Below are 21,106 nucleotides of genomic sequence, written 5' to 3' on the forward strand. Positions count from 1 at the left end.
AAAACGGCTATGCCGTCCTTGACCGGGCAGCGAAGCTGTTTGCATTTCAAGTGTAAGGCCGGCTGCTGAAGCCAGGCGGGAAGCCGAGCGGAAAAGGTCACTTCATATTCCCCCGGCCGCTTTTTCGCAAGTGTTAGCGGGAAAAAGGAACCCTAATCGATCTGTTTCTCTCCCTTACAGAGGAATACGCCTACATTAAGATGTACTTGAACCATTCATCCAAAGGGCAGCCATTTTAGTGGGAAAAAGGATAACTAATCCACCGCATTCGGCTCCTGGATCATCCCTAGTGGGAAAAAGTACAACTAATCCGGCTGAAATCAGCCGTATGGGGGTAGCGGGCCTCCATTAAGTATACAAAATACCACTAAAACCCGTTAAATCCAGAATTCCAGCCCATTAGTGTTACTTTTTACACTTCGCTTCAGTTCCCCATGAATCTCCTTGCGTTTCATCAGCGTTTTCAGGTTCTCCGGTTCCATTCCTATACATTAAATTACCTTTTTGGCTCAAACCCAAAATCAGCGGTTGACGATGTGAATTCCTCCTGCAAAACATAGAACCCACAGACTCCGCACCATTCAGCACGGCTCAGCAAACTCACCACCATTCAGCACGATTAAGACGCATTATAATTTCCCCTAACTTCATACCTGCCTTATCCACAACTGACGAGAAGCATAATTTCCTAAACAACAAGAAAGACGCCTATCGGCGTCCTATATAAGAATGCTGGCATTTCAGTGGGGAGGAGAAGAATCATTTCGCGCTGATTCCACCGTCCTGCCGGCTTCGGGCGAAATCAAAGGCACTTCTGCCTCTGATTCCCTCGTCCAGCCGGCTTCGGGCGAATTCAAAGGCACTTCTGCCTCTGATTCCCTCGTCCAGCCGGCTTCGGGCGAATTCAAAGGCACTTTTGCCTCTGATTCCCCCGTCCAGCCGGCTTCGGGCGAAATCAAAGGCACTTCTGCCTCTGATTCCCTCTGCCTGCCCGCTGCGGCTAACGCAATCGCGCAGTTTGCCTGGCCGAAGTCCTGATCCATTCTTTTATTTACAGCGCAGCCGTGAAATAACGGATAAGCTTCGCTTCCCCCTTTCGAGGATAACTGCCTGCAGGCAAACGCACCTGATCAATGAATAACCGCGTCAGCTCTCTTAATCCGCAGACGGCAGGAACTGAAACCACTGGAGGTCGAACTGGCTGCCCGGGAGGAACAGGAAGGTGACCGTCTGCTTCCCGCTTACCGGCTCCAGCACGAACTCCCGCTCCGTGTAGCTGTCAGAGCCCGCAAACTCCACAAGCTGCTTGGATTCACCTCCCGGGCCGGTGAACAGCAGGTTGACGGTGTTGTTCTCCAGCCGGGAACGGCCGCAGATAACAAGCCGCGAACACACCTGTCCGCCAAAGTCCATCCCTTCAAAGATAAGGGAGACATTGTTCCCGATGCCTTCGATGGCGGTTTCGGCAACGGAGAAGGTGTCTCCATAAATCCGGCTGTTCTCAAGCGCGCCCAGCCGTTCGTAGGCCTTGCGCTTCCGGTCAAACCGGAAGCCCTTCAGGTGAATCTTCTGCCGGAGGACGAAGGACAGCGAAGCGATGCCCGTGAGGCGTTTCGGCAGCTTGTAGGTCTCCTCCTGGTAGACATTCCAGCGGGAGGGCTTTTGGTAGAGCACTGTTGTCAGCAGTCCGGCATCCGGCTCGCCGGGAAGGCCTTCCCAGATTTCAATCGGGTATTCGCCTCCATCCAGAGAGAAAATCGGGAGCGTGATTTCATCCGCTCCATAATCGCCGAAATCGATCCGCTCGAAGCAGATCCGGCTCTCTCCTTCACGCGCTGTCGCAACCCCCCGTTCATTCCCGTTGGTCAGATTCGTGCTGGCGCTGCTGTGATAGCCGGCGGAGACAAACTCATAAGGGTCCAGATAGGCCTGACCCAGCCCGGCAAGCTTGAATTCCATTAGGGTGTACATCCGTATCCCGTCGGCACCGTTCGCAGTTCCGCAGCGGATGTACACCTCGCCATCCCCCAGGCCGGTTATGACGGCTTCATCCCCCTTCACCTCAATGGAAGCGATATTCGCATCGATCCCGGCGGCATTGGTAATCCGCCACTGCACCTCCCTGAAGGTGGCGTTCTCCGGATGAAGCTTCACACGCACAGGCAACGAAGGCTGCTCCGGGGTCAGGATATTGCCCCCAGGGCAGATAATTTCCAGCTTGCGCACAGGGATTTCACCAGCGGCCTGTTGCGGCAGCGCCCCGGATTCCCCCTTGCCCTCCAAAGGATAATCCGCATAGAGGCACTGCTCATCGCCAGCAAATCCGCCCGGCTCCGGAACCGTGGACCGCAGTACAAGCTCAGCGGAAGCAATCTCCGGCGAAGACGCCCGGAGGGTAATTGTCCCCGGCTCCAGAGTTCCGGCAATGACCGCGAGCAGCTTGCCGCTGAACAGACGGCGGCTCACGCCTTTGTAGGGATCATAGTCGGTGCTGTCCCCATTATCCAGCCCGATCAACCGTCCCGGCCCCTCCACGCTCAGGTGAACCCGGTTATTGGCATTCTCCACCGGAAGCCCCTGCTCATCGGCTGCCGTAATTGTTACGAAAATCAGATCCTGGCCGTCCGCCGTCAACCGGCGCTTGTCGGGTGTAAGAATCAAAGCGGCGGCATCGCCGAAGGAGGCTCTCTCCTCCGAAGCAATCACATTCCCCTGTTCGTCGTAGGCAACGGCACGGAGCACTCCCTTGGAATAGGGCAGCTGCCATTCTCCCAGCAGCTTGTGGCCGTGGGCATGGTCAATGTCATAGATGCCCCGGGATACGCCGTTGAAGAACAGCTCGATCCGCGGGGCATTGGAGCATACCCGCACATCGATAAGCTGCCCCTCGGAGAAATCCCAGTACGGGAAGATATGAATCATCGGACGTGTTCTGTAATCGGTCCATTCCGCCTGGCAGATGTAATAAGAATCCTTCGGGAAGCCTGCCGTATCCAATTGCCCGAAGTAGGAGTTTTTGGTGTGATACGGTGTCGGCTCGCCGATATAATCAAACCCGGTCCACAGAAACTGCCCCAGGGAGAACGCTGCATCCCGGTCAGACATAATGCAGGCCTCAGTGCTTGTGGCTCCCCAACTGGTGGAGCTGTTGCCGAGGGACGAGCACTGAAGATCATCGTCGGCCAATACCGGCTGGGCCAGCGGAAAATGATAGATCCCCCGGCTCTGCACGGTAGAACAGGTCTCACTGCCGTAGATGAACCAATCCGGGTGCTCCTTATGCTGCCGGTCATAGTATTTCTCGCCGTAATTGTAACCCGCCACCTTGACAATATCGGCGCATTTCTGCGCATTTTCCCAAGGCATGAAGTTCGAGCCGATTGTAACGAAGGCATTGACCCGGGGATCATGGGCCAGCACTTCATCCTGCAGCATCCGGGTCAGCTCCTGGCCGCGGGCATCGGCGTGCGTGTCGTAAATCTCATTGCCGATGCTCCACATGATCAGGCTGGGATGGTTGCGGTCCCGCCGCACCCAGCTGGCTACATCCTTTTTCCACCACTCCGGAAAAAACCGGGCGTAGTCATAGGGGGTCTTGCTGCGCTCCCACATGTCGAAGGCTTCCGAAACGATCAGCACCCCCAGCTCGTCCGCCAGCTCCATCAATTCGGCCGCCGGCATATTATGCGCGGTCCGGATGGCGTTCACCCCCATCTCCTGCAGCAGAACGAATTGCCGCCGCAGCGCAGCCTTATTGACAGCTGCGCCCAGGCAGCCCAGATCGTGATGCTGGCAGACGCCATTAAGCTTGATCTGACGGCCGTTCAGGAAGAAGCCCTGCCGGCTGTCCAATTCCACCGTGCGGAACCCGAAGGTCCGGTATTCCTCCTGGGTGACCCCGTCCCCGGCCAATAATTCGGTTCTCAGCCTGTAGAGATGCGGACTGCCGACGTCCCAGAGCAAGGGCCGTTCCACACCCAGCCGGTTGCGGGCATGTACGGCGGTGCCGCCGCTCCCTCCTGCCGGAAGAACCGCCTCCCCCTGGACGATTTCATTGCCGTCCGCATCCAGAATCGTCTGGCGCAGCCTCAGCCCGGCGGCATCGCGGCCCTCTTCCACGTTCAGCTCACAATCGACATCCACGGTCCAGGCCCCGCTGTCCCCCTGCCGGGCCGCAATATAGATGCCATCTTGGGCAATATGCGTCTTGGGAGCAGTCTTCAGCCACACGGAGCGGTAGATTCCGGCACCCGAGTACCAGCGTGAATTGGGCGCTTCATGGATGACCCGCACATAAATCGTATTTTCTCCCTGAATCAGATACGGGGTAATATCGAATTCAAAGGTGGAGTAGCCGTATTTCCATTCGCCCGCCGCATGCCCGTTCACATACAGGGTGGAATTCATGTATACGCCCTCGAAGCGCAGGGATATAAGACTGTCCTCCGGCACTTCGTCCAGGACGAGGATTTTACGGTACCAGCCTTCCCCGGGTTCGTAGAGTGCGCGAGTGTTGTAAATCAGCCAGTCATGCGGCAGACTGACCGGCAGCCAATCCTTGCCTGCGGCTGCCTGCGCAAGCTCTGAATGAAGCGGCTGCTTGCTGAAATGCCAGCCTCCGTTCAGTTTTCTGTAACTGTTCATGGATCAGGTTCCTCCTGTCAGCGGAATGAAGCATCCCGGCAATTATCCTTTCAATGCCCCCACCATAACACCCTTTACAAAATATTTCTGCAAAAAAGGATACAGGAGCAATATAGGCGCCGTAGTTACGATGATGGCCGCATATTTCAGCGTTTCGGCAACATCGCGGCTCTGGATAAGCGTGGTCGTTCCAAGCATGCTGGCATTGTCGTTCTCCAGAATAATGTTCCGGACCACGAGCTGTATCGGGAAGAGATTCTGGTCCCGCAGAAAGATCATGGCATTGAACCAGCTGTTCCAGTGCCCGACACCATAATAGAGAATCAGTACGGCAACAACCGGCATGGAAAGCGGAATGAAGATGCGGAACAGGATCGTGAAGTGGCCCGCGCCATCCAGAAAAGCGGACTCTTCCAATTCCTTGGGAATTGCCATGAAATAGGTCCGCATAATGATAAGGTTGAACGTGCTGACCGCCGTAGGCAGAATCAGCGCCCACAAAGAGTCCAGCAGCCCGTAGGATTTCACGATCAGATAGAACGGCACCAGCCCGCCCTGAAAGAACATTGTGAATACGATAAAGAACATGATCGGCTTCTGGAGCATCACCCCTTCCCGGGACAGAAAGTAAGCCCCCAGCGAGGTCAGCGTCATATTAATCACAAGTCCAACCGCCAGAATAAAAAAGGTGTTCTTGAAGCCCGAGAGAATTACCGGATTGTTAAGCACCGCTTTGTAGCCCTCCAGGGAGAAGCCCTGCGGCCAGAGCAGGATGCCGTTGAATGAGATCAGCCGGTTCCCTTCACTCAGGGAAGAGAACAGGATATACAGCATCGGATACAGTGTCAGAATGATCATGAGCACCATAATAACAGCATTGCAAATATCAAATATACGTTCACCAAGTGATGGCTTAATCATGATTATCCCCCTTTACCACAGACTGTTTTTGCTGGCGCGCTTGCTGAAGGAGTTGGCGAGCAGCAGTATAGTGAAGTTGATGACAGAGTTGAACAGACCTACCGCCGCACTGTAGCTGTAGCTGAATTCCAAAATCCCTTTGCGGTACACGAAGGTTGATATCACATCCGCTGTCTCATAGATGCTGGCACTGTACAGGAGAATGATTTTCTCAAAGCCAACGTTCATAATATTGCCCAGCGACAGTATCAGCATGATCATAACGGTCGGGAGAATGCCCGGCAGCGTCACATGGCGAATCTGCTGCAGCTTCGTGGCACCGTCAATTTTGGCGGCCTCATACTGCTGCTGGTCAATTCCGGTGATGGCAGCCAGATAGATGATCGTGCCCCAGCCGATCTGCTGCCAGATTTCACTGATTATATAAATGGGGCGGAAGGACTCCGGCTGCTGCAAAAAGGAGATCCTGTCGCCGCCAAAGAAGGCAATGACATCATTGATTAATCCATCGGATAGCGTAAAGTAGCGGATGAGTCCGGCTACAACCACGAGTGTAATGAAATGCGGCATGTAGGTAATCGTCTGTGTGATCCGCCGGAAGAGCGGGCTCTTTAATTCATTCAGCAATAATGCCAGAATAATCGGTGCGGGGAACCCGAACAGCAGATTGAAAAAGCTTAACAGAACCGTGTTCTTGATGACGCGGAAAAAGTAAATGCTGGAGAAAAATTGTTCGAAATGCTTAAGGCCAACCCAATCGCTGCCCAGAATGCCCTTGGAGGGAACAAACTGCTTGAAGGCAATGACGGTGCCGTACAAGGGCACATAATGAAACAGAACATAGTATATCAATACAGGCAGTATCATCAGATACAGCCATTTATTGCGGAGCAGATCTTTTCCCAATCTGGTTTTCAGCATGTCCTTCTCTCCTTTGCTGCGCTGCTTGTATCAGGGACCGCTTGTTCTATGCTCTGTCCGGCGGCCCCTGCTGAATTCTCTAGCGGTTCAGGTAACGCCCATAAGCGGCCTGCTGAATTTCCAGAACCCGTTCAATGCCCATGTCCTTCATCTGCTGAACATATTTATCGTAACTGTCAACGGATTCCGTACCCAGAATAATTTTGAGCTCGGCTTCCTTCACAAGGGCATTGATGTCGTTCATGATACTGCTCATTTCGTCGGCTTCCTCTGCGGTTGGCGTGATGGGGGGAAGCAGATGGCTTTCATGATTGGTTTTCTTCCAGATATCGATCGACTCTGTGGTTTGCGCATATTTGGCCGGCAGATTGTTGTCCTGCTGGATCATCGGAAAGTTGGTTCCGTGCGAGTACTTCATCATGACCTGGTCGCTGCCGAGGCCTTCCGGATTTTCAACCACCAGATCGGTATATACAGGCTTGCCGTTTTCCAAAGTATACGTAGTGCCTTCCACGCCAAATGTGTTCAGCATGCTGCCTTCCTCGGTGTAGGCGTAGTCCAGCCAGCGCATCGCGGCTTCGACATTCTTGGTGGTGGCCGAAATCGCCGCCGAGCTGGTGCCCGCGTATGCATTATCCAGCTGTCCGAACTCCGGGAGCTGGCCCTTGGCGGCAGCCGGATATGGAGCCGCAACAAAGTTGGCATTCGGGTCGCTTTCCTGTGCGGCCGAGTTGTATTTTTCAATGTAGAACTGCCAGCCGATCGTAGCCCCGCTCACATTGGAGGTCATCTTCTTGTCTACCGTCGCCGAATCAATGGAAGCAAAATCCTTGTCAATCAGCCCTTCCTTATACCACTGGGCCATCGTCTTCAGATAATCCTTATATCCCGGCTCCAGGTAGCCGTAGACCACATTTCCGTCATTCACATAGAAATTCCCCATCACGCCAAAGGCTCCGGCAAAGCCGCCTGTCCGCTCACCCAGGAACATCGTCCGGAACGTAACAGGTGCAGCGGCATTTTTCTTTTCTTTAAAAGCGGTCAATACCGTGTGCCACTCATCAATGGTTTCCGGAACGCCCAGGTTCAGCTCATCCAGCCAATCCTTGCGGATAACCGGCCCGCCATAGACCCGCCCGGCTTCCGAACGGATGAACGGGAAGGCGTAGTAGGTGCCGTCATCCGTCTTGATCATTTTGTCGATTTCCGGATGCTCCTCCAGTGTTTTTTTCAAGTTGGGGGCATACTGGCCAATCAGATCGTTCAGCTTCAGAATGTAGCCCTGCTCTACCGCTTTATCCGGACCGCCCGGATACTGCAGCCATGTATTCAGGAAAATATCGGGCAGATCGCCCGAAGCCAGCAGCAGGCTGAATTTCTGGTCCGTCATCGGCGTTCCGCCGAGCTGCTTGATTTTAATCCCGGTGCGCTTTTCATATTCGTCATCAATCGGCAGCCGCTCGGGTGTGCCTCCAAGCTGTTCATTCATGAATGTAAGCTCGGTGCCTCCGGACATCGGGTAAGAGAAATCAGCAGCCGGCGTTTCTCCCGCCGGAGGGCTAGAAGCGCTTTCATTAGTGGCATTGCTTGAATTGCTGCAGCCGGCTGAAAGAAGTGTAAGGCCCAATAGAAGAAACAGCGATGTGTGAAGCTTTTTCTTGTGTAATGATTTCATCAACATGATGACCTCCGTTAAAAAGTTATTTGACGACTCGGTGCCCTTACAATGTAAGCTGATTCCCCTGCCCAAACAATGTTCAATATGCAAAATCCGTTGATTAAAAAGCAAAAAGGGATAGGCAATTTCATGCACCATCCTCCTTTTGGGAAATTGTATATCCAGTTTAATTATTGCAGATTCTTAAAGCGCCCCGGAGTGATGCCTTCGTATTTTTTGAACACGCGGATAAAGGCACTGCTGCTGGAAAAGCCCACCCGGGAGGAAATCTCTTCAATGGTGACGCCTTCCTGCAGCAGGGCTTTGGCCTCCGCCGTGCGGATCCGGCTGATATAGTCATGCAGTCCCTGTCCGGTCTGTTCCTTGAACAATCTGGACACATACTGTGGAGTAATGCCGAAATGGGCGCCGATCATCGAGACGCTGAGATTAATATCCGCATAATTATCCTTCACATACGCCGACACCTCTTCGCCAATTCCGGTATTGGCCATCAGCGCCAGCTTCTCATTGGCCATGCCGCAGGCTATTCCCGTCAGCTCCAGCAGCTCCTGCCGGAATTCTCCGCGTGTAGTGCAGACCAGCACACGCTTCATGGGACGCCACTCCTCCCACAGCTTCGACCGCTGGTTCTCTTGCGGAACGGCCTTCATGATCGAGCTGGTCAAATCAATCACCGCATACCTTACCAGCTCAACGGAGACCTGGGAGCAGAACAGCTGGGCCAGGATGTCATCCACCATAGCTGATGCCTGCTCAAGCTCCCCGCTTTTAATCAGATTGATGAATACGACTTCATCGTTGATGGACAGATAATAGCCGGTCTGCTGAGGCTCAATGTCCCCATACCAGACCGACACATTTTCTTCCAGCAGCAGCCGGTATTCCTGAGCCTCCAGCGCCTGCAGATAACCCTGATGCAGGCTGCTAAGTCCGGTGTGGCGCTCGCTTCCGGCCATGGCAATCTGCAGGCGGTATTTGCGGTCAATGAACTCCAGCGTCTTGGCGAGCGCTTCCTCAACATCCTCTTTCCAGCCGGCGGATCGTGCCGCATTAATATTGATTACCGCTGCCAGCATCCCGTCCATTTCGGTGAAGCTTAAGCCGTGATGCTCGCCCGTGAAATCCTTGATGATATTGGAGACAATAAAGTTGGACAGGCTTGGTGAAGGCCCGTTTTCGCCGCCCCCCTGAATATAGAACAGCAGCACGGCGAAATCTTCCGTTTCCCATTCGAAATGATGAAGCCTCGCCGCCTCCCGGGCCGTTAATCCATCTTCCGCCTCCCCTTTGAGCAGGCGGGATAAATAATAGGTTTGCAGCACACGCAGCTGCCGGAATTGCCGGCTGTTGATGTCATCTCTTTCCCGTATGGCAGCCAGAGCGTTCTCTCTGATGAAGGCAAACTCGTCGAGCACCCGCCGGGACTGCTCATCCTTGGCGCCGGAGAACATATTCACCAGCTCCCGGACCGGATTATAGTTCTTGCGGGCGAAATAAGAAATTACGCCGCCCCCGACCAGGAAGCAGAGCAGCAGCCCGGACAGGTTCAGATTGCGTATTTCCCGCGCCTTCTCCCAGAAAACACTTGAAGGGAACACGCTGATATATTTCCAGTCCGTGGTGTCTGAATCGATGAAGGAGACCATGTTCTCCGTGCCGGCGATATCCATAAAAGAAGTTCCCGCATTGTCCCCTCCTCCGGCAAAAGTTACGGTCTCAAAGCTGGCCAGACTGTTGTTCTGGAACAAAATTTGATTGTTTTTATCGGTAATATACACATCGCCGTTGTTGACCCAATCCACATTTCTCAGTATATTCTGAATTTTGCTTCCATTTAGCGGAAGGACGAGTGTTCCCCGCAGGATTTCGTTTCCCCCGGCATTTGAAAAAGGCTTCATCAGGACAACCGTAGAATCCCAGCGTTTAAATTCAATTAAAGGGAGGAGGCCCTGTTCCGTTTCCGTATTTCCCTTGAGCATAGACAGCCACTCCGCGTAAGGCATCCCGATCATCTGGCGGTTGAGTTCATAGAAGGTCTGACTGTCCGTATAGGTCTCATCCGTCAGCAGCTTGTCCAGCGTGCTCGAATACAAATAAATACCGCTTACAAAATCATTGGTCGATTTATATTTGCTCAGCTCCTGGCGGGTCCTGTAAATCTGAAAAGACTGCTCCTTCTCCCCGGCCGGAGTCAGATTCAGGTATTTATTCACATCATTATGAATGGACAATTGCATGGCCATTTTCTCAGCCTGGTTAATTTCACTGTCAACCGTGTTCTGCATCTGCTTCAGCATCGCATGGCCCGCCCGCTCTATTTCATATTCGACGATTTGCTTCGTTTGCAGATAGATGACAGCGCTCACAATAAGCGGAATCAGCATAATTACAGCATAGGAGACAATCCATTTATAAGCCACGCTTTTGCTGAACATCAACTTTTTTTGCTTCATATTCTGCACTCCCTCACGCTGACTTCGCCTCCGGCCTTGCTAGAATACCACTATATGATATAAGTAACCGGAGGGCAATCTGCAATATGAAACGGATTGACCATTTGTAAAAAACCCCTTTGTCCGCAAGAGGAACAGAGGGGAATTATAATCTTCCCCGTCCCTTTGCTTCAAAAGAGGTTTCATAAATAATTATACAACCCGGAATACCGGCCGGTCTTGTACGAAGTGTACGGGCAGTCCCGGAAACTGCGACGACAGCAGCTCTGCCAGGAGCTTCATCCCCGGCGCCTCGCTCTCTGCATGACCCAGCATAATCAGAGCCTTGTTGCGCCCCTGACGGGCAGCGTCCTTTAAATATTCCGGGGTCTCCCACTCCGGCCCTTCTCCGGCGATGATTAAATCCAGCGCTGCTTCCTCATATAAGGGAATTGCAGCGGGGCCGCCCCCTCTGTAACCAACCAGTATCCCCACTCTTGCGCAGGATGCAGACAGATTTCCCGCAGCCCGCACATAGGGAATGCGCAGCTGCTTCTTCAAATATCCGGCAACGTCTCCGGCCTCCATGGCAGGAATGGTCAAAACAGAAACAGACGGCCGGTGCTCAGTCACATAGGCTTGCCAGCCCAGCTCCCGGAGAAGACCCTCCATAATTCCATCCGGTGTATACCGGTGCAGGTAATCATGGAAACGGTAAATCCCGATACCCGAACTGGCAATCAGATCCGCTTTTTGCCTGTATACAGGGTCACGCTCCAGCCCTTCAATCTGATCCCGGTGGCTGAAGAACACGCCTTCGTGCGTGAGGATCAGGTTCGCTCCAAGCGCAATTGCCTGCTCTATGACATACTGCGAGGCAGAGAAAGCCGTCACAATTCCTTGTACCTCCATCTCCGGGCTGCCGGACTCCAGCTTGTCCACGGTCCGGTCCGGCACAGGAATTCCTGCCGTTAAATGTTCGATAAGGCGTCCGAAGGTGAGTGGCATGCTGCCCTCCTTAGTACATTGAACTTTATAAGTGGTGAATGGCCAATTCTTCTATATGTTATCCTGCCTAATCATTAGGATAGACAATGACCTTCAAGCTGCCGCTTTTGTTATGGATGGCGCGTTCAAGCGCTTCACGTGTTTCGGAGAGCGGATAACGGTCCGTAATCAGCACGCCTGCAGCCACATTTCCCGAAGCCAGAAATTCAATGCCCTTGGGGTACGTATTGGCATAGCGGAAGATGCCATAGATGTCGATTTCGCCATCGGCAATAAAGGGCACGTTAAGCGGAATTTCATCCTGCGGCGGCAGACCTACGATAGCCAGTCTTCCTCCGCGCCGTACGGCATAGAGTGCCGACTGCAGCGCCTTCGGATTGCCGGCAGTTTCCCAGGCCACATCCACGCCCGTCCCATCCGTCAATTGCTTGATGGTTTCCAGCGCATCCGCCCGCTTGATATTGATCGCATCCGTCGCTCCAAGGCGCAGTGCGGCTTCCAGTCTGACCTCCTCCAGATCGGTCACAATAATGCGGGAAGCGCCATAGCATTTCGCTGCCGCAACCGCCATCAGTCCAACCGGCCCCATTCCCATGATAGCCACTGTCTCGCCTGCCTGGAGCCGGCTTCGCCTGGCCGCATGGATGCCTACCGAGAAGGGCTCGTTCAGCGCCGCTTCCTCGTATGACAAATGGTCGGGAATGCGGAACACCATATCCTCCCGGATGGCCAGGTACTGCACGAAGGCTCCGTCTACAGGAGGGGTAGCCAGGAACTGAACATCCGGGCACAGATTATATCTTCCCGCTTTGCAGGCATCGCAATGTCCGCAGGTGACTCCCGGTTCAACCGCAACCCGGTCTCCTATGGCCGCCTTGGTAACCTTTTCTCCTGCAGCCACAATAATGCCCGCACATTCATGCCCGAGGATAATGGGCTTCTCCACCACAAACCGTCCGATCCGGCCATGCTCATAGTAGTGCAGATCCGAGCCGCATACACCAACGGCCATCACCTTAACCAGCACTTCATGCGGACCGGCCTGGGGTACCGGCAATTCCCTGATTTCAATGCAGCCGGGTTCAGGCATGACCGCTGCCCTCATCGTTAATGGAAGCTCTGCGCCCGCCGGTGCTTGAGTATAATTATTCATATTTCTGATCCCCTCTCAGTAAATCGTGCGCCCGCCTGCATCTTCAATCCCGCTCTTCCGGTAAAAATACGTGTTGATCTGGTCACGCCATTCCTTGGCATGGCCGGACTGTTCTGTAAGCCGGTTTTCCACCTGCACATACAGATCTTCCCTGATGCTTCCCTTCAGACCGGCCCAGGCATTCAGCAGCTCCGCCGCACGGTCCGCACCTTCGAAATGGGTGTCATAGATGTGCTGGATAACGGTTTTACCGGAATGAAGAATGTGGGTGTACGGGACATGATGGAAGAACAGCAGCAGTTCATCCGGGCATTCCTCCAGAGAATCGTAGCGCTCGGCATTGCTGCCCAGATATTGGGCACTGTAGCCGGTGCCGGTCTTAACCGTACGGTCTACACCGATTCCCTGATGGTCGGCATAATGATAGGTGCCCCACTGCGAATATTCATAGCCGTCGACATTCGGCCCGTAATGATGCTCCGGGTTGATCATCCAGCCTACCCCGAGCGGTGCCGTATAGGATTCATAAATATTCCATGAATCCAGCAATATCCGGCTAATGACGCCCGATATCCCCGGAGCTGTGCCGAAGGTCAGGGCAATCCACTCCCCGGCAATCTCTTCTGCGCCCAGCTCCGGGTTCCAGGCGAGACGCCCGAAGCCGTACAGATTGGCCTGTGCCAGCAAATGGCCGGTCCAGTTCCTGTCATTGCCCGTATTGGAGACCGCCGCAATCCCGCTGTACCGGTTGCCCCACAGTGAGCCGTCCACGATATGCTTCACCGGAGATTTCTCTCCTTTTGCCAGGGTATTGAATTCCATGACCTCTTTCCACTGGGGGACCAGATAACAGACATGCCGCTGCTGTCCGGTATATTCCTGCGCAATCTGGAATTCAATGACCTGGTTGGTCCGCTCAAGCGCCCCGAACAGCGGGGATACCGGCTCCCTGACCTGGAAATCCATCGGACCGTTCTTGATCTGCAGGATCACGTTGCCGCCAAATTTGCCGTCCAGCGGCTTGAAATGGTCATACGCCGCTCTGGCCCGGTCTGTCTTGCGGTCACGCCAGTCCTGCTTGCAGTCGTATACGAAGCAGCGCCAGATCACAATTCCGCCGAACGGCTCAAGCGCTTCGGCCAGCATATTGGCCCCGTCGGCATGGTCCCGGCCATACGTGAACGGACCCGGGCGGTTCTCCGAATCGGCCTTGACCACAAAGCCGCCAAAATCGGGAATCGCCGCATAGACTTCGGCTGCCTTGCCCTGCCACCACCTGCGTACCCCAGGGTCCAGCGGATCGGCCGTTCCCACTTCGCCTTCATGCATCGGAGCGGCAAAATTCACGCTCAGGAACAGCTTGATGCCATACCGTCTGAACTGATCGGCGATGCCTGCAACCTCAGGCAGATACTTGGAGATAAACAGCGTTTCAAGCGCATGGACATTTACGTTATTGATGGCAATGGCGTTGATTCCGGCAGAGGACATCAGCCGCGCATAATCGCGGATCCGCTCCGGATCATCCCGAAAACGGTTGTTCTCGTAAAAGAACGACCTGCCCGCATATCCCCGCTCCACACTTCCGTCAAAATTATCCCAATGATTGATCATCCGCAGCCCGTTGACGGGATTGACTACCTCGTCCAGCCCTTCGATCTCCTCCAGGCTGCCGATCAGGCGCAGCAGGTGGAACACACCATAGAGAACTCCAGCCGGTGACGAAGCCCCCACGGCAATACAGTTCTTATCTTCACAGGTGCGGACCGCAAAGCCCTCGGGGCCGACAGCCCGGACCGTCTCTTCCCCGAACACGCTGCGGATCAGCGGATTGCCGCCCGCAAAGGTCCCGAAGGCCACAGACAGGCCCTTTGGACCCGGTTGAGGCACCGCCGGAATGCCCAGCATGGATTGAATGCCCTTTTGCCATTCCTGAAGCGCAGCCTGTACCGTCTCGTTCTCCTCCGCAGCCTGCACTGCCCCGCACCACTTCACATATTGCTCATGCTGCCTCCCGGCCGGCAGTGCCGGATAGCTTAACCAGGCATTATAGCCGCCGTCACCCGTCATGCTGTTCAACTCCCTGGAATCCTTCATGCGAAATGCTCCTCCTGTTCTTGTCTGAAGCAGCGTTGCTTCCACCCATTTTGCCAGCCTTCAATTTAATTTTATATAGCGTGCTGCATCGTGTGCCAGCGGCCGTTTCCCTGATCCCTCATACAGCCACAGGATTGCGGTTACGCCGCGGGGGTAATATTTGCTGCCGCCGATGAGGCCGGACAGAATCTGATCGCTCCAGCACCAGTACGACAGCTCGGGATGAAGCAGCCAGCCGGCATGCGCAGAATCTGCGGCATGGCCCCGGTCGTCCCAAGGCCGCTGCAGGACCTCGCGGGCGATGAACTGGGACAGGTAGATTTTGCTGAGCCATGAATTGTTGCTGGTGGAAGACAGCTTCCAGCCCCCGTCCTCAAAGAGGCACACTCCCGGAACCAGCACATTCTCCAAGTGGGTGCCCAGCGTACCCAGATACGCGGCAAATCTGCCGCCCGGATCAAGCGCTTCTTCACAGCCTGTGAAGAGCGGGAACACCAGCCCTTCAATTGCGGGAATAATGCAGGAGCGGTTATCTTCATTAATAACCGCCGGAATGTATCCCTCACTGTTCATCTGTGCCGCGATGGAAGCCGCGCATTTGTCCGCCTGATGTCCGGCATCCGCCGACAATTCAGCCAATCCTTCCTGCTTGAACAGCTTCTCCAGTGCGACATAGGCAGCCCAGCATTTGCCCGCCATATAAATATTATTGCGCGACTGTCCGAGCGAGGCATCCAGACTGTCATAGGTGGTGATTTCTGCGCCGCCTTCAGTCCGGCTGCTGTCCAGACCCATCAGCCCGTTGCGAAGCCCGCGGTCCGGATGATCGCGGTTCAGCATGCTTTCGAAGCAGGCGCGAAGAGTGGGCAGCATATTTCCCAAGAATTCGCGGTCCTTGGTCTGTTCAATATAGACAAGCGCACAGAGCAGCCAGTTGACCAGCTCTTCATGGCTCATATAGGAGAAGCAATCATCCAGCCCGGCCATCTCATATGCGGAATAATGCGGCCGAGAGAACACATTGGCTACGCCCACATCATGGGTAAACGTGATCCCTCCGGGATACTCCACGGTCCCCCCCGGAAACACAACCTTATCTTCGTAGCTGTAGCGGCTGACGAACAATTCCAGCTCATTCCGCACCGTCCAAGGGTTCATGACCAGTTCAAAAAACAGCTGGTCCGCCGTTAAATCGAGTGTATTCATCATCCGGTATTCACCCTCGTTCACGATCCACAGGGGCTTCCCGTCAGCCTCCAGCAATTGGGTGCTGCCGTAATAGCTGTGAATCGCATGCGCGAGCATAAAGGACTGGTCCTCTGTAAGAGGGGCTGAGTCGATCCAGGCATCGGCGGATCGGCAGGAATGAACCAGCTCGCCGAAATGCTCCAGTGCATAATCCGCTACAGCTTCAATATTGGAAAAGTGGCGGGTATACGCATAGCCGGCATCAATTCCTGCCGTCACCAGCCCGCCCCGGTAAAAGCAGACGGCGAAGCGAAACGTCCGCTTCTCTCCGGCCGGAACCTCCATCGTAATGGCCCCTGTTCCGCCCAGCCCGAAGGCAAGGTTATGCTCCAGCTTGGCTTCAAGGATTTTCTCCATAGTGAACCCGAGGGCGGTTTGCACTCCCGGGTCTTTACAGGCAATGGCTGTCAGCCGTCCTTGTCCGACGCCTTCAAAGGCGCCCCCGCTGGTGTCAATGAGCCTGCGCATGGAGCTGTAGGCATCGCCGCCTTCATAGCCGAAGAAGCCTTTTCTTGCAAAGGTACCTTTGGTGTTATCCAGCGTCAGTTCCGCGAATACGGCGGGCAGCAGGGAGGCTTTGAGCGCTTCCTCTTCAGCGGAGGCCGGATCGGGTACGGAGCGGACGGGCGAGTATATGGTAAAAGTCAGATCGCCCGCCTTCCAGGTGTCCGTTGCCGTCCGCAGTGTACGGCTGATCTGCCGATCCTCAAACGCTTTCAAAACAATCCGGGAGGGCTGATACCAGCCGCTCGGCTTGTCCCTGTCATTCCCCCCCGGCGGGGCGGGGAACACCTCCTGCAATTCCTTGGCGGTTTTATCCGCCTTTTCTATATCGAATCTGTCGCCTGCATCCTCCACATGCTCAAAAAAGGGCAGCGCTTCATAGGTTTCACCGTCTCCGGACTGGAAGCCAATATATACATTCTGGTCAGCCGGCTTGCCCAGCTCCAGTCCGAGTCCTCCATTCTTCCCCTTGAACCCCAGAGTGAAGCTTGCGAAGGCACCGATAGGAGAATGTTGAACATTATAGAATAGATTGTTTTTTGTCATAAAGAACTCCTTTCTGGATTTGAGCTTAATTTCCTTGCTTCCAATGTTCTTGTTCATCCTACCATGGGCCCCAGGGGCGCGAACATTGTCAAATCAAGCAAATATTTACCCAAATCAAGCCGGAGTCCTGATATACTGTTGGTTACAAGGAAGGATGAGGGGGAGTCTTTGTGGTATCGGCCTTTTTACCGCCTGTGCTCGGACAAAGCATCAGCGAAACGATCATACCCGATGTGAAAACAACACTGAATTTATTCGGCATGCACCTGCGGAAGGTGCGCGGGGATTGGGATTATCCCGTTCATGCCCATCCGCAGTACGAATTCAACTACGTGCTTGAGGGGGAGCAGCTGCTTATCGTCAATAATCACAGCTATACGCAGAAGGCTGGAGATCTGGTCTTGTTAAGACCGGGCGATTCCCACTCCAGCAAAAGCGGAAATGGCAAGCCCTTTACCTATTTCTGCATTCATTTTGATATCGATGACAAGATTCTGATCTCACTGCTGAGCCGCCTGAATCATGTTCTCTTTGAAGCCGGAAGCAGCATTGCCCATAAATTGGGCCCTGTTTTCACCAAGCTGGTGGAGATTTCAGGCACCATCACCGGAGACATCACCATGGCGCAGCGGATGAGACTGCAGTCTGCGGTGTTTGATCTGTTCGGGCAGCTTTGGGAGGCCTTTTCAATCGAGGCGAATTTACCCGCTTCGGGCACCTATGAGAAGGTGGAGCTCGCGCACCAGATCCGCAGCCGTCTGCAGGGGCTGGTCTATCAGCAGTTTCAGCTGGAGCTGACGGATGCCGGCCACTACGGCATTGATGATATTGCCGCGGAGCTGGGAATCAGCGCCTCGCACTGCTACCGCGTGTTCCGTCAGGTGTTCAGGGTGTCGCCCAGAGAATTCCTGTCCGAACAAATGCTGCACGAGGCCAAGGTTCTGCTGGATGATCCCAACCTGTCCGTAAGCCGGATTTCAGGTATTCTGGGCTACCGCGATATCGCCCACTTCAGCCGCCAGTTCAAACGCTGGTACGGCCAATCGCCGCGCGAGTACCGGGAATCGGACAAGTAGCAACGGCTGCGCCGACCCGTTATGCCTGCAGTCTGTATGATGCAGAGCGGCCGGCTGCACACGTTTGTCAATTCCACCGCAATGGCAGCCTGCCTGATGGACCCTTCGCAGCATAGTCGCTTTACCCTTTTATTATTCTTAAATCCGGGACAGCGTCCTGCCCAGATGGACAACCTCTTCCATCGCCGTTTCCCGCTTATCCTCAAAGGCATGCCGCAGCATGGAGGTGCTCACCGCAGCTACTGCATTTCCGGAAGCATCATATACAGGCGCGGCCGCACAGCAGATTCCCTGGATGACCTCTTCCTGATCCACAGCGTATCCGCTGCTGCGGATGCCGGCCAGCTTCTCAGTGAACGCCCCCCAGTCCGTAACTGTCTGCGGCGTTACCGGAGACAGAATTCCGCCGGGGTACCGCTTCTCCAGTTCCTCCTGCGGCAGCAGCGCAAGCAGCATCTTCCCCATCGCTGTCGCATGAGCCGGGAAGCGCATCCCCGGATTGGACTCCAGCTTCACCAGCGAGGGTCCCTCCTGCTTGGCCAGATAGATAATCTCGCTCCGGTCAAGCACAGATAGTTGAAAGGTCTCGCCGGTTACCTTGACGCTTTGAGCGGAAGCCTTCAGAAAATGCTCCACCAGATTGTAATTCTGTCTGTGCGACTCATTGAACGCCAAATTGAGATAGGCCACCCCGGCTCCAAGCGTGTACGACTCCTTCTCATCCTTCTTCAACCAGTTCAAAGCCTCCATGGTACGCAGCAGAGAAAACATCGAGCTTTTGTTAATCCCCGTCTCCTCGCACAGCTCTGTCATTTTGCACTCCCCGGGCTTGCGGGAAACCGCTCCCAGAATCAAATCGGCGCGTTCCAAGGCGGGAACCCAATATTTACGGTCCAATTCATCTATTCCCCTTCCTAAAAAAGAACCATTGATAAAGCCCCTTAGGTTCAATATAATAATCTTATGTTTATAATAACAAACCGGGAGGCAAAAACAAATGAATATTGTTCAGGCAGATGCAGGCATAATCCCCCCTGTCCCTACGATTCTGAATGAAAACCGTAAATTGGACCGTGCCGGAATGCAGCTCTTGATTGACAGCCTGATCACCCAAGGCGTCCATGCCCTGTTCTTCCTGGGAACCGCCGGAGAGTTCAATCAGTTTGACGCGGCGGAGCGTGAGGAGATTGCAGAGTTTTGCATTGCCTATACGGACGGGCGCCTTCCGGTCTGGGTGGGAACGGGCAGCAACACGACGTCCGAAGCTATCCGGCTCACACAGCATGCGGCCCGCAGCGGAGCTGCCGGGGCTGTCGCCATTAATCCCTATTACTGCAAGCTGAGCGAGGACAGCCTCTTCACGCATTATGCCTCAATCGCAGAAGCCTCCGAGCTTCCGCTCATGCTGTACAATTTCCCGGCGCTTACCGGCCAGGACCTGAGTCCGGCCTTTGTCAGCCGGCTTGCCGCACGGTATCCCAGGGTAGTCGGCATCAAAGAAACGGTGGACCAGCTAAGCCATATCCGCCAGATGATTCTGCAGGTCAAGGAAGTAAATCCGGCATTCGCTGTCTACTGCGGCTTCGATGAATATCTGCTCCCCACTCTCGCGTCAGGCGGGGCCGGGGCCATTGCAGCCAGCGCCAATTTCGCCCCGCAGCTGATGCTGGGCTTATACCGGGGCTTTCAGAACAATCAATTGGCCGAGGTGCTTGAATACCACCGGAAGCTGATTCAGATTCCGCCGCTGTATGCACTGGACGACCCTTTCATTCCTGCCATCAAGGAAGCCGTTCGTTTGGCCGGCGTCCCGGTTCCAACCTTCAGCCATACTCCGGCGAATCCCTGGAATGACTTGAAGGAACGGCAGCTGAAGCACATTTTCAGCCGGGCGGGCATTCCCCACATGAACTGATGCCGGCTTAGTCAGATTTTCTTGCTGATACCGCAGCTCTCCAGCTCTGTCTCCAGAGCCGGTCCTGCGCAATGATTTATAAAAAGGCGCCCGTTCCAGTGAACGGAAGCGCCTTTATATTTTTTTTAGAGCCTATCCCAGAATAAATAAGGGTAAGAAAAAGTAAGAGGTGCCAGCTCCGCCCCAACAACGGCATTTCTGCCGTTATTTCGGGGCGCACGGGACAGCTCCGCCCCAACAACGGCATTTCTGCCGTTATTTCGGGGCGCACGGGACAGCTTCGCCTCAACAACGGCATTTCTGCCGTTATTTCGGGGCGCACGGGACAGCCCTGCCTCAACAACGGCATTTCTGCCGTTATTTCGGGACACGCGGGACAGCTTCGCCTCAACAACGGCATTTCTGCCGTTATTTCGGGGCGCACGGGACAGCTTCGCCCCAACAACGGCATTTCTGCCGTTATTTCGGGGCACGCGGGACAGCTTCGCCTCAACAACGGCATTTCTGCCGTTATTTCGGGGCGCACGGGACAGCCCTGCCTCAACAACGGCATTTCTGCCGTTATTTCGGGGCGCACGGGACAGCCCTGCCTCAACAACGGCATTTCTGCCGTTATTTCGGGACACGCGGGCCTTCCCCGCCTCAACAACGGCATTTCTGCCGTTATTTCGGGGCGCACGGGACAGCTCCGCCTCAACAACGGCATTTCTGCCGTTATTCCGGGGCGCACGGCAGTAATTTTGCGAATAATCTCACACAGCGAGTGAGAAAGAGTAAGCGAAGGAGTGTGGAAGTCAGCGCGGGGAAGGGAGCTGCCGGACGCTCAGCTTGCCCACGCCGCACCTGCACAAGGGGATAAGCCCAAAAAGCCCAGAAAGCCCGCTACAAGCGTACCTATAGACTGGACACTCAGAAAAAAGGGATGCGGGCTGTTATTCGCTTGAAAGAAAGCATGGAACT

The 21,106-nt window shown here is 54.5% G+C and carries 14 protein-coding genes; 3 read left to right on the forward strand and 11 right to left on the reverse strand.

Annotation, left to right across the window (positions count from 1 at the left end):
* The first annotated feature begins 729 nt into the window (after nucleotides 1–729).
* Complete coding sequence (locus tag HYD27_RS23455; protein ID WP_219219141.1) at nucleotides 730–1,038, forward strand: hypothetical protein; 309 nt, start codon at nucleotides 730–732, stop codon at nucleotides 1,036–1,038.
* 117 nt (nucleotides 1,039–1,155) lie between these two features.
* On the opposite strand, the gene HYD27_RS23460 is transcribed toward HYD27_RS23455, so the two are convergent.
* The 9 genes from HYD27_RS23460 to HYD27_RS23500 form a co-directional block, all read right to left on the reverse strand.
* Nucleotides 1,156–4,644 carry a glycoside hydrolase family 2 TIM barrel-domain containing protein gene (locus tag HYD27_RS23460; protein WP_219219143.1) on the reverse strand — a complete coding sequence of 1,163 codons (3,489 nt, stop codon included), beginning with the start codon at nucleotides 4,642–4,644 and terminating at the stop codon, nucleotides 1,156–1,158.
* Between the two features lie 42 nt (nucleotides 4,645–4,686).
* On the reverse strand, nucleotides 4,687–5,565 hold the full coding sequence (locus tag HYD27_RS23465; RefSeq protein ID WP_219219145.1) for a carbohydrate ABC transporter permease: 879 nt from the start codon (nucleotides 5,563–5,565) through the stop codon (nucleotides 4,687–4,689).
* Nucleotides 5,566–5,577: 12 nt separating this feature from the next.
* Nucleotides 5,578–6,486 (reverse strand): ABC transporter permease, encoded by a 909-nt coding sequence (locus HYD27_RS23470; RefSeq protein WP_219219147.1) that lies wholly within the window; start codon nucleotides 6,484–6,486, stop codon nucleotides 5,578–5,580.
* Nucleotides 6,487–6,565: 79 nt separating this feature from the next.
* Complete coding sequence (locus HYD27_RS23475) at nucleotides 6,566–8,161, reverse strand: extracellular solute-binding protein (RefSeq protein WP_219219150.1); 1,596 nt, start codon at nucleotides 8,159–8,161, stop codon at nucleotides 6,566–6,568.
* Between the two features lie 173 nt (nucleotides 8,162–8,334).
* Complete coding sequence (locus HYD27_RS23480; RefSeq protein ID WP_219219151.1) at nucleotides 8,335–10,620, reverse strand: AraC family transcriptional regulator; 2,286 nt, start codon at nucleotides 10,618–10,620, stop codon at nucleotides 8,335–8,337.
* Nucleotides 10,621–10,812: 192 nt separating this feature from the next.
* Nucleotides 10,813–11,607, reverse strand: a complete 795-nt coding sequence (locus HYD27_RS23485; protein ID WP_219219153.1) for a Nif3-like dinuclear metal center hexameric protein — start codon at nucleotides 11,605–11,607, stop codon at nucleotides 10,813–10,815.
* A gap of 67 nt (nucleotides 11,608–11,674) precedes the next feature.
* The gene (locus HYD27_RS23490; protein ID WP_219219156.1) at nucleotides 11,675–12,760 is read right to left on the reverse strand and encodes an NAD(P)-dependent alcohol dehydrogenase; all 1,086 of its coding nucleotides are present in this window, start codon (nucleotides 12,758–12,760) and stop codon (nucleotides 11,675–11,677) included.
* Nucleotides 12,761–12,775: 15 nt separating this feature from the next.
* The gene (locus tag HYD27_RS23495; RefSeq protein WP_228745275.1) at nucleotides 12,776–14,857 is read right to left on the reverse strand and encodes an alpha-glucuronidase family glycosyl hydrolase; all 2,082 of its coding nucleotides are present in this window, start codon (nucleotides 14,855–14,857) and stop codon (nucleotides 12,776–12,778) included.
* Between the two features lie 60 nt (nucleotides 14,858–14,917).
* Nucleotides 14,918–17,155 carry a glycoside hydrolase family 52 protein gene (locus HYD27_RS23500; RefSeq protein WP_219219158.1) on the reverse strand — a complete coding sequence of 746 codons (2,238 nt, stop codon included), beginning with the start codon at nucleotides 17,153–17,155 and terminating at the stop codon, nucleotides 14,918–14,920.
* Between the two features lie 170 nt (nucleotides 17,156–17,325).
* On the opposite strand from HYD27_RS23500, the gene HYD27_RS23505 reads away from it, so the two are divergent.
* Nucleotides 17,326–18,231 (forward strand): AraC family transcriptional regulator, encoded by a 906-nt coding sequence (locus HYD27_RS23505; protein WP_219219160.1) that lies wholly within the window; start codon nucleotides 17,326–17,328, stop codon nucleotides 18,229–18,231.
* Between the two features lie 138 nt (nucleotides 18,232–18,369).
* On the opposite strand, the gene HYD27_RS23510 is transcribed toward HYD27_RS23505, so the two are convergent.
* On the reverse strand, nucleotides 18,370–19,128 hold the full coding sequence (locus HYD27_RS23510; RefSeq protein WP_219219163.1) for an IclR family transcriptional regulator: 759 nt from the start codon (nucleotides 19,126–19,128) through the stop codon (nucleotides 18,370–18,372).
* 100 nt (nucleotides 19,129–19,228) lie between these two features.
* Here HYD27_RS23510 and HYD27_RS23515 point away from each other — a divergent pair, with 100 nt between their 5' ends.
* Nucleotides 19,229–20,146: a dihydrodipicolinate synthase family protein gene (locus HYD27_RS23515; RefSeq protein WP_219219165.1), complete on the forward strand. Its 918-nt coding sequence runs from the start codon at nucleotides 19,229–19,231 to the stop codon at nucleotides 20,144–20,146.
* Between the two features lie 125 nt (nucleotides 20,147–20,271).
* Here HYD27_RS23515 and HYD27_RS23520 read toward each other — a convergent pair whose 3' ends face one another.
* A complete protein-coding gene (locus HYD27_RS23520) occupies nucleotides 20,272–20,772 on the reverse strand; it encodes a hypothetical protein (RefSeq protein WP_219219167.1) in 501 nt (166 codons plus the stop codon).
* Nucleotides 20,773–21,106: the final 334 nt, after the last annotated feature.

Source organism: Paenibacillus sp. S150, from assembly GCF_019352175.1.
In the GTDB taxonomy this organism is placed as follows: Bacteria; Bacillota; Bacilli; order Paenibacillales; family Paenibacillaceae; genus Paenibacillus_AQ.